This window comes from Hymenobacter elongatus (assembly GCF_004745955.1).
GTDB classification, from domain to species: domain Bacteria; phylum Bacteroidota; class Bacteroidia; order Cytophagales; family Hymenobacteraceae; genus Hymenobacter; species Hymenobacter elongatus.
Genome location: NZ_SRLD01000010.1, coordinates 109355 through 123169 on the forward strand (window position 1 = coordinate 109355; position 13815 = coordinate 123169).

General features: G+C 59.8%; 14 protein-coding genes and 1 pseudogene. 12 read left to right on the forward strand and 3 right to left on the reverse strand.

Annotated features, from left to right (window positions below):
• Positions 1-167 precede the first annotated feature (167 nt).
• From E5J99_RS07045 to E5J99_RS07075, 7 genes are all read left to right on the forward strand, one after another.
• Positions 168-710 (forward strand): RNA polymerase sigma factor, encoded by a 543-nt coding sequence (locus E5J99_RS07045; RefSeq protein WP_245318756.1) that lies wholly within the window; start codon positions 168-170, stop codon positions 708-710.
• The gene (locus E5J99_RS07050) at positions 703-1008 is read left to right on the forward strand and encodes a hypothetical protein (RefSeq protein WP_135497017.1); all 306 of its coding nucleotides are present in this window, start codon (positions 703-705) and stop codon (positions 1006-1008) included. Before E5J99_RS07045 ends, E5J99_RS07050 begins: the two co-directional genes overlap by 8 nt.
• A 128-nt stretch (positions 1009-1136) precedes the next feature.
• Positions 1137-2018, forward strand: coding sequence for a prolipoprotein diacylglyceryl transferase (lgt, locus tag E5J99_RS07055; RefSeq protein ID WP_135497018.1), 882 nt, complete (start codon positions 1137-1139; stop codon positions 2016-2018).
• 506 nt (positions 2019-2524) lie between these two features.
• Positions 2525-2830, forward strand: coding sequence for a hypothetical protein (locus E5J99_RS07060; protein ID WP_135497019.1), 306 nt, complete (start codon positions 2525-2527; stop codon positions 2828-2830).
• A 67-nt stretch (positions 2831-2897) separates the two neighbouring features.
• Positions 2898-3197 carry a DUF6252 family protein gene (locus tag E5J99_RS07065; RefSeq protein WP_135497020.1) on the forward strand — a complete coding sequence of 100 codons (300 nt, stop codon included), beginning with the start codon at positions 2898-2900 and terminating at the stop codon, positions 3195-3197.
• A 31-nt stretch (positions 3198-3228) separates the two neighbouring features.
• Positions 3229-3618 (forward strand): hypothetical protein, encoded by a 390-nt coding sequence (locus E5J99_RS07070; RefSeq protein WP_135497021.1) that lies wholly within the window; start codon positions 3229-3231, stop codon positions 3616-3618.
• On the forward strand, positions 3563-4012 hold the full coding sequence (locus E5J99_RS07075) for a hypothetical protein (RefSeq protein ID WP_135497022.1): 450 nt from the start codon (positions 3563-3565) through the stop codon (positions 4010-4012). Before E5J99_RS07070 ends, E5J99_RS07075 begins: the two co-directional genes overlap by 56 nt.
• Here E5J99_RS07075 and E5J99_RS07080 read toward each other — a convergent pair.
• Positions 3950-5062, reverse strand: a complete 1113-nt coding sequence (locus tag E5J99_RS07080; protein WP_167852027.1) for an IS4 family transposase — start codon at positions 5060-5062, stop codon at positions 3950-3952. The genes E5J99_RS07075 and E5J99_RS07080 overlap by 63 nt on opposite strands.
• A gap of 248 nt (positions 5063-5310) precedes the next feature.
• On the opposite strand from E5J99_RS07080, the gene E5J99_RS07085 reads away from it, so the two are divergent.
• Positions 5311-6105, forward strand: coding sequence for a hypothetical protein (locus tag E5J99_RS07085; protein WP_135497024.1), 795 nt, complete (start codon positions 5311-5313; stop codon positions 6103-6105).
• A gap of 12 nt (positions 6106-6117) precedes the next feature.
• Positions 6118-6351 (forward strand): annotated as a pseudogene (locus tag E5J99_RS07090) (T9SS type A sorting domain-containing protein); the annotation flags it as partial.
• A gap of 296 nt (positions 6352-6647) precedes the next feature.
• Here E5J99_RS07090 and E5J99_RS07095 read toward each other — a convergent pair.
• On the reverse strand, positions 6648-7544 hold the full coding sequence (locus E5J99_RS07095; protein ID WP_135497026.1) for a hypothetical protein: 897 nt from the start codon (positions 7542-7544) through the stop codon (positions 6648-6650).
• A gap of 84 nt (positions 7545-7628) precedes the next feature.
• Entirely contained in the window at positions 7629-7850 is a 222-nt protein-coding gene (yidD, locus tag E5J99_RS07100) for a membrane protein insertion efficiency factor YidD (RefSeq protein ID WP_135497027.1), read from the reverse strand.
• A 159-nt stretch (positions 7851-8009) separates the two neighbouring features.
• Here yidD and E5J99_RS07105 point away from each other — a divergent pair, with 159 nt between their 5' ends.
• The 3 genes from E5J99_RS07105 (at position 8010) to E5J99_RS07115 (ending at position 13472) form a co-directional block, all read left to right on the forward strand.
• Positions 8010-10325 carry a S46 family peptidase gene (locus E5J99_RS07105; RefSeq protein ID WP_167852028.1) on the forward strand — a complete coding sequence of 772 codons (2316 nt, stop codon included), beginning with the start codon at positions 8010-8012 and terminating at the stop codon, positions 10323-10325.
• A gap of 163 nt (positions 10326-10488) precedes the next feature.
• The gene (locus E5J99_RS07110) at positions 10489-11343 is read left to right on the forward strand and encodes a PorV/PorQ family protein (protein WP_135497028.1); all 855 of its coding nucleotides are present in this window, start codon (positions 10489-10491) and stop codon (positions 11341-11343) included.
• The gene (locus tag E5J99_RS07115) at positions 11340-13472 is read left to right on the forward strand and encodes a helix-hairpin-helix domain-containing protein (protein ID WP_135497029.1); all 2133 of its coding nucleotides are present in this window, start codon (positions 11340-11342) and stop codon (positions 13470-13472) included. The genes E5J99_RS07110 and E5J99_RS07115 overlap by 4 nt, the downstream gene beginning before the upstream one ends.
• Positions 13473-13815: the final 343 nt, after the last annotated feature.

The window sequence follows — 13815 nt, forward strand, 5'->3', positions numbered from 1 at the left end:
GATGTAACCTCAGTATTCGCGGCAAGGACCGGGCACTGAACAAGTATCGTTTCTATCCTTCAGCCCTCGTTTCACTGGTGTATATACTTCCGCTGTCCATCGTTCATGGCTCCCTGCCTCCTGCGCAAGGCATCGCTGCTTCCGCCGATGCTGAGTTGGTAGTCCAATTGCGACAGGGGAGCGAAGCTGCGTTCCGCACACTGGTAGAACGGTACCAGAATCGTATTTACCGCACGGTATTGGCCCTGTTACAATCACCGGAAGAGGCGGAAGATGTGGCGCAGGAAGTCTTTATTGAAGTTCACCAAACAATTGGCCGGTTTCGGGGGGATGCCGCGCTAAGTACCTGGCTCTACCGGTTGGCCACCTCACGGGCCCTGAAACATCGGCAGCGGGCCCGGTCCCAGAAGCGCTTTGCTTATTTCACCAGCCTGCTGGGCTTCGACAACCATGTGCTGCACGAGCCGGTCGATCATGCACACCCTCAGGCGCAAATGGAGGGGCAGCAGCAGTTGGAGCTTTTACTCGCGCATATTGCCCGGTTGCCCGATCAGCAGCAAGTGGCGTTCACCCTGCGCCATGAGCAGGAATTGAGTTATGAGGAAATAGCAGCCGTTCTCAAAACTACTGTGCCAGCTGTAGAATCTCTGTTATTTCGCGCCCGCAGAACCCTTCGCAACCATCTTATACCTTCCCTGCGTCATGCCTGATTCAGCCACTCGTCCCACTGCCGATGAAGAATGGGAAAACGTATTGCGCCAATGGCGTGCCCAGCAAAAAGCCCAGCCCCGGCCGTTTTTTTATAGTCGGGTACGCGCCCGGCTCGTTGGCAAGGCACTAGCGGAGCGCCAACCGCAGTACACCTGGCTACGCTGGCCCAGCTATGCTGCCATGCTTGGTATACTGCTGCTGCTTAGCGGAGACGGGGCGGTGCTGCGCTCAGCCGATCCTGCTGGCCGACCCCACCTCTATTTGGGCGGCCAGCAAGCACCTTTACCCACCCGCTAACCAGCCCCCGTTGTTCTGCGTTGCTGCTGATCCGGGGCCTGCCTGACCACCAGGGCGGTTTTCCAAGCCGTAAGCCGAATGTCTGAGTACCTTTACGTCCCTTCCATCTTTTTGTAACCGCGTTACCTATGCTTGCCTTTATCACCTGGGACGTGTCGCCCATCATTGCCCAAATCGGCCCGCTGACGCTGCGCTGGTACGGGCTGCTGTTCATGTCGGGCTTCGTGTTTGGCACGTTCATCCTGTCGCATATCTACAAATCGGAGAAGGTATCGCCGCGCTGGGTCGATGTCATCACCATTTATATGCTCGTCGGCACCATTGTGGGCGCGCGTCTGGGGCACTGCCTGTTCTACGACCCCGACTATTACCTGGCGCACCCGTTGGATATTCTCAAAATATGGGAAGGTGGGCTGGCCAGTCACGGTGCTACCATCGGTATTCTGCTGGCCTGCTGGTTTTTTGCCCGCAACAACAAGTTCGACTACCTCTGGGTGCTCGACCGGATTGTGATTGTAGTGGCGCTGGGCGGCGCGCTGATCCGGACCGGCAACCTGTTCAACTCCGAAATTATCGGGAAAGTAACGGACGTGCCGTGGGCCTTCAAATTTGTGCGCTACAACGAGATTCACCACGAGGCGACCAACATTCCCAACGAGTTGCGCCACCCGACCCAGATGTACGAGGCGCTGTTCTGCATCGTGCTGCTGCTTGTTCTCTACGCCATGTGGAACCGCACCAAGGAGCGGACGCCCCGTGGTTTACTCTTCGGCTTGTTCGTGGTTTTCCTGTTTACCCAGCGGTTTTTGGGCGAATTTCTGAAGGAAAACCAAGTAGCGTTTGAGAATGGACTCCCGCTGAACATGGGTCAGATCCTGAGCATTCCGCTGATTCTGGCCGGTATCTGGGTACTGCTGCGGGCCGGCAAAGACCCGAATAACCCCTATGGCTACGCGCCCCGGGATTTGGGCCAGGAAGAAGAAGACAAGCCAATAGCAAAGGCACGATAAATACCTGGAAAAGGCCGATTCAGTACTGAATTGGCCTTTTTAGTTAATCAGGGCAGGATACTTCCTAAACTCGCTCTGGGTAGCGCGAACCGGGCACAACGCCGGCTGGAACGACAGGCGGTGGAACGACTTGCGCGGCGCGGACCGAGCCAACTACATAGCGCCCGCTGCTGCGCCGGCCAGCACCGCACCCCAGGCAATGTGCTATGTCCACCGCTTGCGCATTACTCTTGCTTACGGGGTAACAGGCATGCCCCACAAGCGGGGCCGGACGACCACGGCGGGCGGGTCGGGCCCGGAAAGTCCCCTAAGCAGCGCTCCTGATTTCGGCTGATTGACTTGAAAAGGATTTTTCTTTCTTATGATCCGGCGTTTATAAAGTCTGATAGCTGCTGATTCTTTTCGCCGCTTCGGCCGGGTTGCGCCGCTATTCCGCTATTCTTGCTGCCAGTTACTGCTATATCTCCTGTTACCCGCTATTCGCTGCCGGGCCTATGCCTCTTCCTATGAAACTCTCTCTACCGCTATTCCTCACCACCCTGACTTTGCTCAGCGTGGTTGCCTGCAAAAAAGAAGAAGCCGATGCCCTGCCCAAAGCCACGCAGGAGGGCCAACATACCTTCGGCTGCCTCGTCGACGGCAAAGCCTTTGTGCCCAAACCCGCACAGGCCACTTCCATTACCCGCCGCGCCCCGCTGGAGGGTTATGTCTATCAAGGTTCCTTATATATATCTGCCAGAGGTGATGGAGGAGTGGATATAAGACTTGTTCCTGAATTAGGAACCGATGCTAACATTCGGCTGTCATGCTGAGCTTGTCGAAGCATCTCTACCGCAATGCTAAGTACCACTGCGGTAGAGATGCTCCGACAAGCTCAGCATGACAGCCTTTTTGTGTTTCGCTTTATTCAGGAACAAGTCTATAGTATTAAGAAATGCTTTTACACCTGGCAATTACCTTTTAAAAGCGGTTCAATCAGGAAGCAATGGTTACTACAAAGATGCAAGCGGACAATACTTTACCGATGATTTACAGACGGGCGAAGTGGTTATTACTCGCATTGATACAATACAAAAAATAGCTGCTGGAACATTTCGCTTCTCTGCCGCTGGAATTTCCACTGCATCTGGCCAAACCGTCACCATCACCCAGGGGCGCTTTGATGTGCGCCTGAAGTAAGCTACCGCCATTTCTACCTTCTCTATACCCTATGTACAAATATTTACTTCTTGTCGCCTTGCTCTGCAGCGCCCACCTGGGCCAAGGGCAGAAAATGCAGGCCCTGGCCGCCCAGCAACCAGTGGCTACTGCCCCCGCCCCGCTGCCCGGCAGCTACCGCTTCGGCCTCGACAGCCTGCTGGCTGCCCTCGACAAAGCCCAGGTGCCCTCCGGCATGCTCTACGACCGGGTCATGCTCCTAGCGGGCCTAGCGGGCCTGCACGCCTTCAACACTGGTGTTGGTACCGCCCAACGCGGGTTGGTCCGTAAAGACGGTTGTTGCTTCCTGCGCTGTGTAGCTTGCTTTCCCCTTCACCACTACGGCTATGAAACTCCCCTTCTATCTCCTGCTGCTGCTGCTGCTCACGGCCAGCGCCTGTAAAAAAGAAAAAACCGAGCTGGAAAAGCTGCCCGACGCCTCCCATACCGGCAGCGGGGCCGGTGCCTTCCTGCTCGACGGCCACGCCTGGCTGCCCGATGATAGTCCTTTCATTGGTGGCGGTGGGGGCTTCCTGGCCCAGTGGCGACGCACCAAGACCGGCCGCCCCCTTGAACTCACCTTCAGCAAGGCCAGCGACCGGACCGGCCTGAACATATTTCTGCCCGACGTTCGGAAAACCGGCACCTTTCAGCTTAACCAACAAGCCAATATTATGCTCGGTGACCGAAACTCGGCTTATGCAGTTTACTACATAGATAAGAGTGTCTCTATTCTACTCCACGATTTTTACAGGTATTTGATAGCGAGCAACTTGCCTGATAAGCCAGTCCAATAAGGCTTCGATTATTTGGGCTAGCCTGGTTCGGGCGTCGGTGGCGGGGCGGGTGAGTTGGCGCACGATATTGAGGCCGTGGCGGCTCAGGCTCGTGGCCCGATAGCCGTGGTTTTTGTGCGCCACTGGCGTGCGCCGGCCCGCCGCCTGGCCCACGCTCAGGCAAAAAGTATAGGCCAGGCTGACCAGTGCCACGAGTTTGCGCAGCTTGTCGTGCGAGCGCAAGTGGCTGTTTTCCAGGTTAAACCCCCGGCCTTTCAAATTCTGAAAGCACTGCTCTATCGTCCAGCGCTTGGCGTAGAACTGCCCCAGCGAAGTCAGGCCGGCCGTGCCAAAGAGAAAGAGAAACTCCCCTTCAGCCAGGGCCTTGACCCAGACTTGCCCCCAGACGCCATCGACTTGCACGTGGGCAAAGCGGCGTACCTGCCCCACGGCCAGGCCCAAGTCGGCAATGGCGCGTCGGCGGCCGCTCGGTTCGGTCAGCAGATGGTGTTTGGGCAGGCGCATAACGAAATTCAATCCATTGTCTTTAAGCCACTTCAACCACGCATGGCCGACAAACTCGCGGTCCCCCAGAACCAGGCCAATCCGCTCGCGGCCCAGCACCGCTACGCAGACTTCGAGCACGGCAATACGCTGGGCGGCGTTGGAATTGCCACTGCGGTTGTCGAGCAGTTCCCAGTACAACGGCACATGCCACGCGCCGCAGCCCACGGTCACGAGCAGGATGTTAACCTGACACTGGCCGAAGTCCCATTCGGTGCGGTCCAGGCACAGGCGCAGCTTGCCCGTGGCGGGTAACAAGCTCGCTATCAGATGAACCAGCACCAGGTAGTCGAGCTCCACGTCGCGGAAGAAGTTTTGAATCCGGGTTTCATTTGAGGCGGGCTTGACGGCGTCGTTCAGGTGCTGGGCCACTTCACAAAATTGCACGTTGCGGCTCTTTATCAGGCCAATAACGAATTGTGCGATGAACTTTTGCCGCGACAGGTGGCCCACCAGAGGCACGTGCTGTAAAACGGTCGTAATTTTGGCAATGAGGCGTTGCTTCACGGGGCGGGAAGGGCGTTGAGGTGTCGGAACCACAAAGGTCGGCCCGCCCCGTTTGTAGCCGGCAACCCTTTCAAACAGCCAGTAGAGGCCTTTTTCTTCTTGAAAATAGCCATAAATTGCTGTAAATCAATTTATTGAAAAATCGTGGGGTAGAGTACCGCGAGTCATATGATGCTGTGTTCCGCACCGTAGTAGCCGAACATTGCTTCATCCCCACAGTGAGTGCGCTAGGCTTTCAGTACCGAAGTATGACTAATTATCAGAACACGCTAAGCCTGCCCAACCCCTACGCCAGCATGCTGGGCCGCGACTTGAGCTGCTCCGGCGAGACGCCGTTTGATGCCTACTACGGCCCAGACCACACCAACACGTACCACGTAGAGCCCGATGGCGAGGGCCTGGCTTTTCTGGCCCAGGAGCTGTCGATGGTGACCAAAGCCACCGCTATGTCTTCCAACATCACTGCCCTATGCCCCGGCGGCTCGGCCCAGCTCCAGGTGCAGGAGGAATGCTCCCGCCGCGATGCCAGCGGCCAGCCCCTGTTTCCCGTCACCTACACCTGGACCACCGCCGACCCGGGCCTACGCGTGGTGAACGTGCAAGGCACGGCGACGACTACGGTACAGGCGCAGCCGGGCTTCACGGGCTTCACCTCGGTTTTTGTCACGGCTACCCGGGCGGGGTTTCAGCCCAGCGCCCCCACCCGCTACTCCGTGTACGTGGGCGGGGGCTACACTTCCGCCGTGGGGCCCTACGTGCCGGTGTGCTCCTCGTCGCAGGTCGTTTTCACGGCCGGCGGCGGCAACATCAGCGGTAACTACAGCTGGAACGTGTACCTCAACGACCAGCTGCGCAACAGCCTCATCGTGCGCAACGACAACGCTACCCTCACCGTGCAGCCCGACCAGGCGGGCACGCTGCGGGTAGAGGCCACGGCCGAAGACCTGTGCGCGGGCGGCCAAACCACGCCCGCCCCGGCCTACGTCACGGTCGTCAGCCAGATCGACGGCTTCCCCTGCGATAATAGCACACCCCGCCTGTAGCTCTACCCCAACCCGGCCTCCGAGCAGGTCGAAATCACGGTAACCGAGCCCGACGGCAGCGCACGGCGCGGCGGCCCCGCCTTTCAGGTGACGCTCTACACCGGACAGGGCCGCCCCGTACGCCAGGCCGAGGCCAGCGCCGGGCACGTGCTGCTGTCTACGGCTGCGCTGCCCGCCGGCCTCTACCAGGTGCAGGTGCGGCTGGGCAGCCAGGTGCTGCGCCGCCAGCTCAGCGTGCAGCACTAAAAGTCTATCCGAATAGCCGGTCCTGCTTGATCTGGCGTCCGCTGGTCGAAGCATCTCTGCCGCTTTGTAGAAGTCGTTCAACGAAGCGGTAGAGATGCTTCGACCAGCGGACGCCCGAATAGCATGACGTTCTTTTTTTCCTGTTCGAACAGGTTTTTTCAGCATGTCCTGCTCATCAGGCGTCCGCGCAGGCGAAGCCTCTCTCCCGCAGTGCTACTCATATGCTTCGGCCAGCGGATGCCCGATGAGCAGGACGGACAGGAACCGCTTCACTGGCTTTTCAGGCTGGGCAGGTGCTACTTGAGTGTATACTCGTAGATATTGCCTTCCTCGGTGCTGATAAAGAGCAGGTTAGGATTCTCTTTGTGAAAGACGACGCCTTCGGTCTGGCCGGAGCCTTTCAGCGAGATGCGGCGGGGCGTGGCTTTGAGCGCGGCTTCGAAGCTGCCGCCTTCCAGCAGGAAAAGCTCTTCCTGCCCCAGCAGCACAATGCGGCGGCCATCGGAGCTGATGTCGGCGCCGGTGACCTCGCCGGCAATCGTCAGGCGCGTGAGCAGCTGCGCTTTCTGGGTGCCGAGCTGGTCGTTGAGGCTATACACTTTGCTGGTGCTGCGTGCGCCGCGGTCTTTGGTAAACAGATACAGCTTGCCCGCGTGCCAGAGGGAGGCTTCGCAATCGAAATTGCGCTGCTTTTTGGAGGGCGGGAAAGCCGTTTGGTCGGAGTAGGAGAAGTTGATTTTGCCCAGCTCCTGGGTGCCGGGGTTCAGGCGGTACACCCGCAGGTCGCGGCGCGTGTTGTTGTTGTTGCCCGCATCCACCACGAACAGGTTGCCTTTGTCGTCCTGGGCCAGGCTTTCCCAGTCCATGTTGGTAAACGGCAGCGTGGACTTACCCAGCAGGCGGCCGGTCATGTCGATTTTATAGAGGACGGGCTCATTGCCGGCATCGGCGTGGGTATAGAAGGTGCCGGCGGTTTCGGCCCGCGCCAGGCCCGAGCTTTCCGGCACGCCGCCATTGAGGGAGCCTACGCGTCGCAAACCGGGAATGGCGCTGTCGATGAGGGTGTTTTCGAGACTTTCCTGTTTGTCCTTTTTCTTGCCGCCCTTGCCTTTTTTATCGTCGCTCTGGGCTTCGGAGCAGCTGGTAGAAAGTAAGAGCGTAATCAGGGAAGCATTTAGCAGAAAGAAGCGCATGCGGCGGAAAAATACGGGCGAAAAGAAAGCCTCTGCCGGGGGCAAAGGCGGTGGTGCGAGGTAGCGTATACGCTATTGGGCGGCTTAGGGTACGGGGTCGTAGCCGTGGCCGCCCCACGGGTGGCAGCGGCCGATGCGGCGCACCGCCAGCCAGCCGCCCCGCCACGGCCCGTGCTTCTGCACCGCCTGGGCCGCGTAGGCCGAGCACGTGGGCTGGTAGCGGCAGCTGGGCGGCGTCAGGGGCGAAATCAGGTGGCGATACACCCAGATCAGGCCCAGAAAAAACTGCCGAAAAAGGTAAGACATAGCGCAAAGTAACGAAGATCGGGCGGGGGCAAGGGTCGCCCGCATTACTCAGGGGCTTCGTGGCGGATGCGGCGAACCGGAAGTGCTTTTTGTAAGTTTGGGGGAGCAACAAGCCCTGGCCGCGCCCGGGACTATTTTCCACTCTCCTTTTTCCCACCTATGCTTAAAAAAATCTGGGCCCAGGTTGTGCTGCTGGCCCTCCTGCTACCCGCCACGGCCCGCGCCGACGAAGGTATGTGGCTGCCGCTGTATGTGAAGCGGCTCAACTACGCCGACATGCAGAAAAAAGGCCTCAAGCTGACGGCCGAAGAGATTTATGACGTCAACAACTCCAGCCTGAAAGACGCCATCGTGCAGCTGGGCGGCTTTTGCACCGGCGAGTTTGTGAGCAGCCAAGGCTTGCTGCTGACCAACCACCACTGCGGCTACGACGCCATCCAGACCCACAGCACGCCGGAAAATAACATCCTGGAAAAAGGCTTTTTCGCCGCCACCAAGAGCGAGGAAAAGACCAATCCGGGCTTGTTCGTGGATATTCTGGTGCGCATGGAAGACGTAACGGGCAAGGTGCTGGACGGCATTACGGCCCAAACTCCGGAAGCGGAGCGCACCCTGCTGATTCAGAAGCGGCAGCGGGAAATGGCCGACGCTGCCAAGGAAAACGGCCAGTACGTAGCCTACGTGCGCGACTTTTTTGCCGGCAACGAGTACTACCTCTTCGTCTATCAGCGCTTCGGCGACGTGCGCCTGGTGGGAGCCCCGCCCGAAGCCATCGGCAAGTTTGGCGGCGACACCGATAACTGGGAATGGCCTCGTCATACCGGCGACTTTAGCATGTTTCGGGTGTACGCCGATAAAAGCAACAAGCCTACCAGCGGCTTTCAGGCTGAGAACGTGCCGTATGTGCCCAAAAAGCACTTGTCCGTGAGCCTGCAGGGCGTGAGCGAGGGCGACTTTGCGATGGTGTTTGGCTTTCCTGGCCGCACCCAGCGCTTTTTGCCCGCCGCCGGCCTGCAACTGACGCTCGACCAAAGCAATCCGGCCCGCATCAAGCTGCGCGACACGCGCCTGAAGCTGTGGAAAGAAGACTCGGATGCCAACCCGGCCGTACGCCTGAAGTACGCGTCGAAGTACGCCGGCATTGCCAACTACTGGAAATACTTCATCGGGCAGAATGAGGGCATGAAGCGCCTGAAAACCGTGGACCAGAAGAAGGCCGAAGAAGCTTCGCTCACGCAGTGGATTGCGGCCGACGCCACGCGCGGCCAGAGCTACGGCACGGCCCTGAATGATATCAACCAGGCATATGCTGGCCTGCGCGAGTATAACCTGAGCTCGGTGTATGTGAATGAGGCGGCCTACGGCACCGAAATCGTCTCGTTTGCCGGGCGCATGGCTCCGCTCTATACGCTGCTGAAAGATCCGAAAGCCGACAAAGCCGCTGTTCAGAAGGCCACCGCCGACTTGCGGGCAGTCGTGGAGGACCATTTCAAAGACTACAATGCCCCCACCGACAAGAAGGTATTCGCGGCCCTGCTGCAGCTCTATGCCTCCGATGTGACCCCGGCCCAGCAGCCCGACGTGTTCCAGACCGTGGCCAAGCAGTACGGCGGCTCGATGCAGAAATATGCCGATTATGTTTTCGCCACTTCCTTCCTGACGTCGAAGGCCAAAACGGACGCTTTTCTGGCCGCGCCTACCGTGGCCAAGCTGGAAAACGACCCTGCTTTCAAGACCTGGAACTCTGTATACACGAACTACACGCAGAATATTCTGCCCAAAATGCAGAGCCACCAGGCCACACTGGCGCGGGCTAACCGGGCTTACGTGGCGGGCCTGCGGGCCAAGAATACCGATAAAGTGTATTCGCCTGATGCCAACTCTACCCTGCGCTTGAGCTACGGTACCGTGCGCGCCTACTCGCCCCGCGACGCGGTACAGTATAAGTATTATACCACGGCCCAGGGAATACTGGACAAGGAAGACCCGACCAACCCCGAGTTTGTGGTGCCTAAAAAGGAAAATGAGCTGCTGCGCGCCAAGGACTACGGGCGCTTTGCCGATAAGGACGGCACGCTACACGTAGCCTTCACGACCGATAACGACATCACCGGCGGCAACTCCGGCTCGCCCGTCATCAATGGGCGCGGCGAGCTGATCGGCATTGCTTTCGACGGCAACTGGGAAGCCATGACCGGCGACCTGGCCTACGACAAAGACCTGAAACGCTGCATCAACGTGGACATTCGCTACGTGCTCTGGTGCGTGGAGAAGCTCGGCGGCGGCAAAGCCCTCGTCGATGAGATGACCATCGTCAACAACGGTCCGAACCCCGGCGTGGGCCCGCAACAGGGCAGCTCGGCGATGATAGATGCGCTGAGTGACGTGGAAAAGATGAAAGTGAAAACCGACGACGGTCAGAAGACCAAGGTCAAGAAAAAGAAGGGTAAAGCCGAAAGCGCGGCGGGTATGTAAACCTGGTTGCGCGTTTACTGAGCTGCAAAGGCCCCGGTGCATTGTGCGCCGGGGCTTTTTTGCTGTGCCCCCGGAAAATAGCCGGTTTGGTATGCGCTGTTTTCGCCGAACATTTGGCTACTTAGGGAGTGAAAAATAGTTCTCAGGCCCCCGGCCCCGGCCTATGCTGAAAATCTACCTGCTCCTGAGTGCTTTCGTGGTATCCATCTCCCTGGCGGCGGCGCAGGGCAACGGCCCCGGTATTCGGGGGGCGCGGGCGGCGGCGTTGGGCAATGCGTCCGTAACGCTGACGGACGTATGGGCCATTGGCAACAACGTGGCGGGCCTAGGGCAGGTCACGAGTCCGGCGGTGGGTTTCTACGCTGAAAACCGCTACCTCAGCCGGGCCCTGAATACGGCGGTGCTGGCGGTGGCACTGCCCATCGGTAGTGGGGCTGCTGGCAAAGCGACGCGGGGCGTGGTGGGGTTCGAGGCCCAGCGCTTCGGCGACAAGCTCTACTCGGAGCAGCGCGTGGGCGCGGGCTACGGCTACCGGGGCAGTCTGGTGAGCGTTGGAGCCCGCCTCGACGTGCTGCAGGTGAGCATCGAAGGCCTCGGGAGCCGCCGGGCGTTGGCCGTTTCGTTGGGCGGGCAGGCCGAAGTGGTGCCCAAAAGACTGTTTTTTGGCGCTTACCTCTACAATCTGAACCAAGCCCGGCTGGCCGAATATCAGGACGAGCGAGTGCCCACCGTGCTCAAAGCCGGCTTGTCGTACCGGCCCACCGAGAAGGTGATGCTGAATGCGGAAACGGAGAAAGACGTAGATCAAGCGGCCGACTTCAAGGCCGGGATTGAATACCAGGTGATTGATGCTCTGGCCGTACGGGCCGGGTTTTCGACGCTCAGCAGCCAAACCACGGGCGGCTTCGGCCTGCAGGCCGGGCAGTTTCGCCTCGACTACGCGGCGGCCTGGCACACGGCGCTGGGCCTGAGTCAGCACCTGGCTATTGGGCTCCAGCTAACCCGCGCGGCCCAATGAAACTCCGGCCCCGGCTACCGCTGCTCGTATTTCCTGCTGTGCTGGCAATGCTGCTAGGCGCGGCCCGCCCGGCGCGGGCCCAGGAATACGTGCGCCCACCCGCCGACCTCGACCGGCTGGTGCAGGAGCTGTTTGCTGAGGTGCAGAGTGACCAGGTGCCGTACGAAGACCTCTACGAAACGCTGCTGCTTTACTACCAGACGCCGCTCAATCTGAACACTGCCACCCGCGAAGAGCTGCGGGCGCTGCTGCTGCTTTCCGAAACCCAGATTTCGGCCCTGCTGGAACATCGGCAGCTGGAAGGTGGCCTGCTCAGCTTGTATGAGCTGCAAAGCGTGGAGGGCTTCGACCTGCGCACTATCTACCGGGTGTCGCCTTTCATCACGGTCCAGAGTAGCACGGGCAACGCGGGTCGGGGGCCGCTCTGGCAACGCATTGCCCAGGAAGAAAACAACGCGCTGTTTGTGCGCTACGAGCGGGTGCTGCAGCAGCGCCAGGGCTACGCTGCCCCCGACACGACCAGCAGCGGGGCCCCGGCCAGCCGGTATCTGGGCTCCCCCGACAAGCTGTTGGTGCGCTACCGCGTCAGTCATCAGCGCGACTTCAGCCTGGGCTTCACGGCCGAGAAGGACGCGGGCGAGCCGCTGACGTGGAGCCCGGGCAGCCGGCGCTACGGTGCCGATTTCTACTCCGGCCATTTCGTGCTGCAGGAGCGCGGCCGCCTCAAAACCCTCGCTGTGGGCGATTATCAGCTGCAGTTCGGCCAGGGGTTGCTGCTGTCGTCGGGGCTGCAGGTGGGCAAGGGCGCTGAAACCATCACCACTATCCGACGCAGTAGCCTGGGCGTGCGGCCGTACTCATCGGTGCTGGAAAGCACGTTTTTTCGCGGGGCGGCGGCCACGGTCAGCCTCACGTCCACCCTGCGGGCCAGTGCCTTCGTGTCGCGCAAGCGGGTGGATGCCAACGTGCAAAGTGCCACCGACTCGCTGGCCGGCTTCGACGAGTTTTCGTCGGGCTTGCTCCTGACTGGCTTTCATCGCACGGCCAATGAGCTGGCCAACCGCCAGACGCTGCGCGAAACCATCGGGGGCGGCAACCTGAGCTACACCAGCCGCAGCGGCAACTTCAGCGCCGGCCTGACCGCTGTCGACACTCATTTTGATAAGCCCTTGCAGCGCCGGCCCGAGCTCTACAATTCCTTCGAGTTTCGGGGCCGCCACAACTTGGCCGTGGGCGCGCACTACAGCTACGTAATTCGGAACATACTTCTGTTCGGGGAAACGGCCCGCTCGGGCAGCGGTGGCATCGGCACCGTCAACGGCATGCTGGCCAGTTTGGCTTCCAACGTAGATGTATCGGTACTCTACCGCAACTATGCCCGCGACTTTCATACGTTCTACGGCAATGCCCTGAGCGAAAATACGCGCAACATCAACGAGCGAGGCCTATATGTCGGGCTCAAGGTGCGGCCGGTGGCGCGCTGGGAAGTGTCGGCCTACTACGACCAGTTCAGCTTTCCGTGGCTGAAATTCCAGGCCGGCGCGCCTACGCAGGGCTACGACTGGCTGGTGCGCGTGGCCTACGCGCCGTCCAAAACCAGCCTGCTCTACGCTCAGGTTCGCACCCGCGTCAAGGAATACGACGTGGCCACCGCCGCGACGCGCAACCTAGCCCTGACGGCGCCCACGCAGCGCCGCAGCCTGCTGTTATTTTATGATACCAGCCCAACCCTGGCCCTGAGTCTGCGCACCCGCCTGCAAGGCAGCCACTACCGCGAAGACAACGGCCCACAGCGCACGGGGTATGTGCTGGCGCAGGATGTTTCCCTCAGCATCGGGCGGCGGCTGCGCCTCGGGGGCCGCTACGCCCTGTTCGATACCGATGACTTTGATACCCGCCAATATGTATTCGAGCAGGATGTTCTCTACGCTTTTTCGGTGCCGGCACTCAGTGGGCAAGGCACACGCGCTTACGTCCTGGCCGAAGTGAAATGCACCAAGCACCTCACGCTGTGGGCCCGCTACGCCGAAACCCGCTACCGCAATCAGAATACAGTTGGCTCGGGTCTCGAAGAGCTGCAGGGGCCGCGCCGCTCGGAGGTAAAAGTGCAGGCCCGCTACCGGTTCTAAGCCGGGTCCGGATTTCAAACCAGGCTGTATGGACAGCGACCGAAAATAGCTGTTGTGGTCTGTGTAGCACGTCATGCTCATCTGGCGTCCGCTTGTCGAAGCATCTCTCCCGCACTGGTAAAGTCAATTACTACTGCGGGAGAGATGCTTCGGCAAGCGGACGCCAGATCAAGCATGACCGTCTTTTTTGCTACGGTTACTTCTGCTTGAGTACTTAGAGCCTATCCAAATAGGCATTATTTTCGGGTATGGCAACGACTCAAGAATTCATCATTTCCGATGCCTTGTGGGAGCGTCTGCGGCCGCTGCTGCCGGTGCATACCCCGAAGGCTCATCCCCTTGG

Coding starts and splice junctions, on each gene's coding strand:
- E5J99_RS07065 (WP_135497020.1), top strand. CDS start 2,898: ATGACAGCCTTTTTGTGTTTCGCTTTATTCAGGAACAAGTCTATAGTA.
- E5J99_RS07095 (WP_135497026.1), bottom strand. CDS start 7,544: ATGCGCTTCTTTCTGCTAAATGCTTCCCTGATTACGCTCTTACTTTCT.
- E5J99_RS07075 (WP_135497022.1), top strand. CDS start 3,563: ATGAAACTCCCCTTCTATCTCCTGCTGCTGCTGCTGCTCACGGCCAGC.
- E5J99_RS07050 (WP_135497017.1), top strand. CDS start 703: ATGCCTGATTCAGCCACTCGTCCCACTGCCGATGAAGAATGGGAAAAC.
- E5J99_RS07060 (WP_135497019.1), top strand. CDS start 2,525: ATGAAACTCTCTCTACCGCTATTCCTCACCACCCTGACTTTGCTCAGC.
- E5J99_RS07110 (WP_135497028.1), top strand. CDS start 10,489: ATGCTGAAAATCTACCTGCTCCTGAGTGCTTTCGTGGTATCCATCTCC.
- lgt (WP_135497018.1), top strand. CDS start 1,137: ATGCTTGCCTTTATCACCTGGGACGTGTCGCCCATCATTGCCCAAATC.
- E5J99_RS07085 (WP_135497024.1), top strand. CDS start 5,311: ATGACTAATTATCAGAACACGCTAAGCCTGCCCAACCCCTACGCCAGC.
- E5J99_RS07070 (WP_135497021.1), top strand. CDS start 3,229: ATGTACAAATATTTACTTCTTGTCGCCTTGCTCTGCAGCGCCCACCTG.
- yidD (WP_135497027.1), bottom strand. CDS start 7,850: ATGTCTTACCTTTTTCGGCAGTTTTTTCTGGGCCTGATCTGGGTGTAT.
- E5J99_RS07115 (WP_135497029.1), top strand. CDS start 11,340: ATGAAACTCCGGCCCCGGCTACCGCTGCTCGTATTTCCTGCTGTGCTG.
- E5J99_RS07105 (WP_167852028.1), top strand. CDS start 8,010: ATGCTTAAAAAAATCTGGGCCCAGGTTGTGCTGCTGGCCCTCCTGCTA.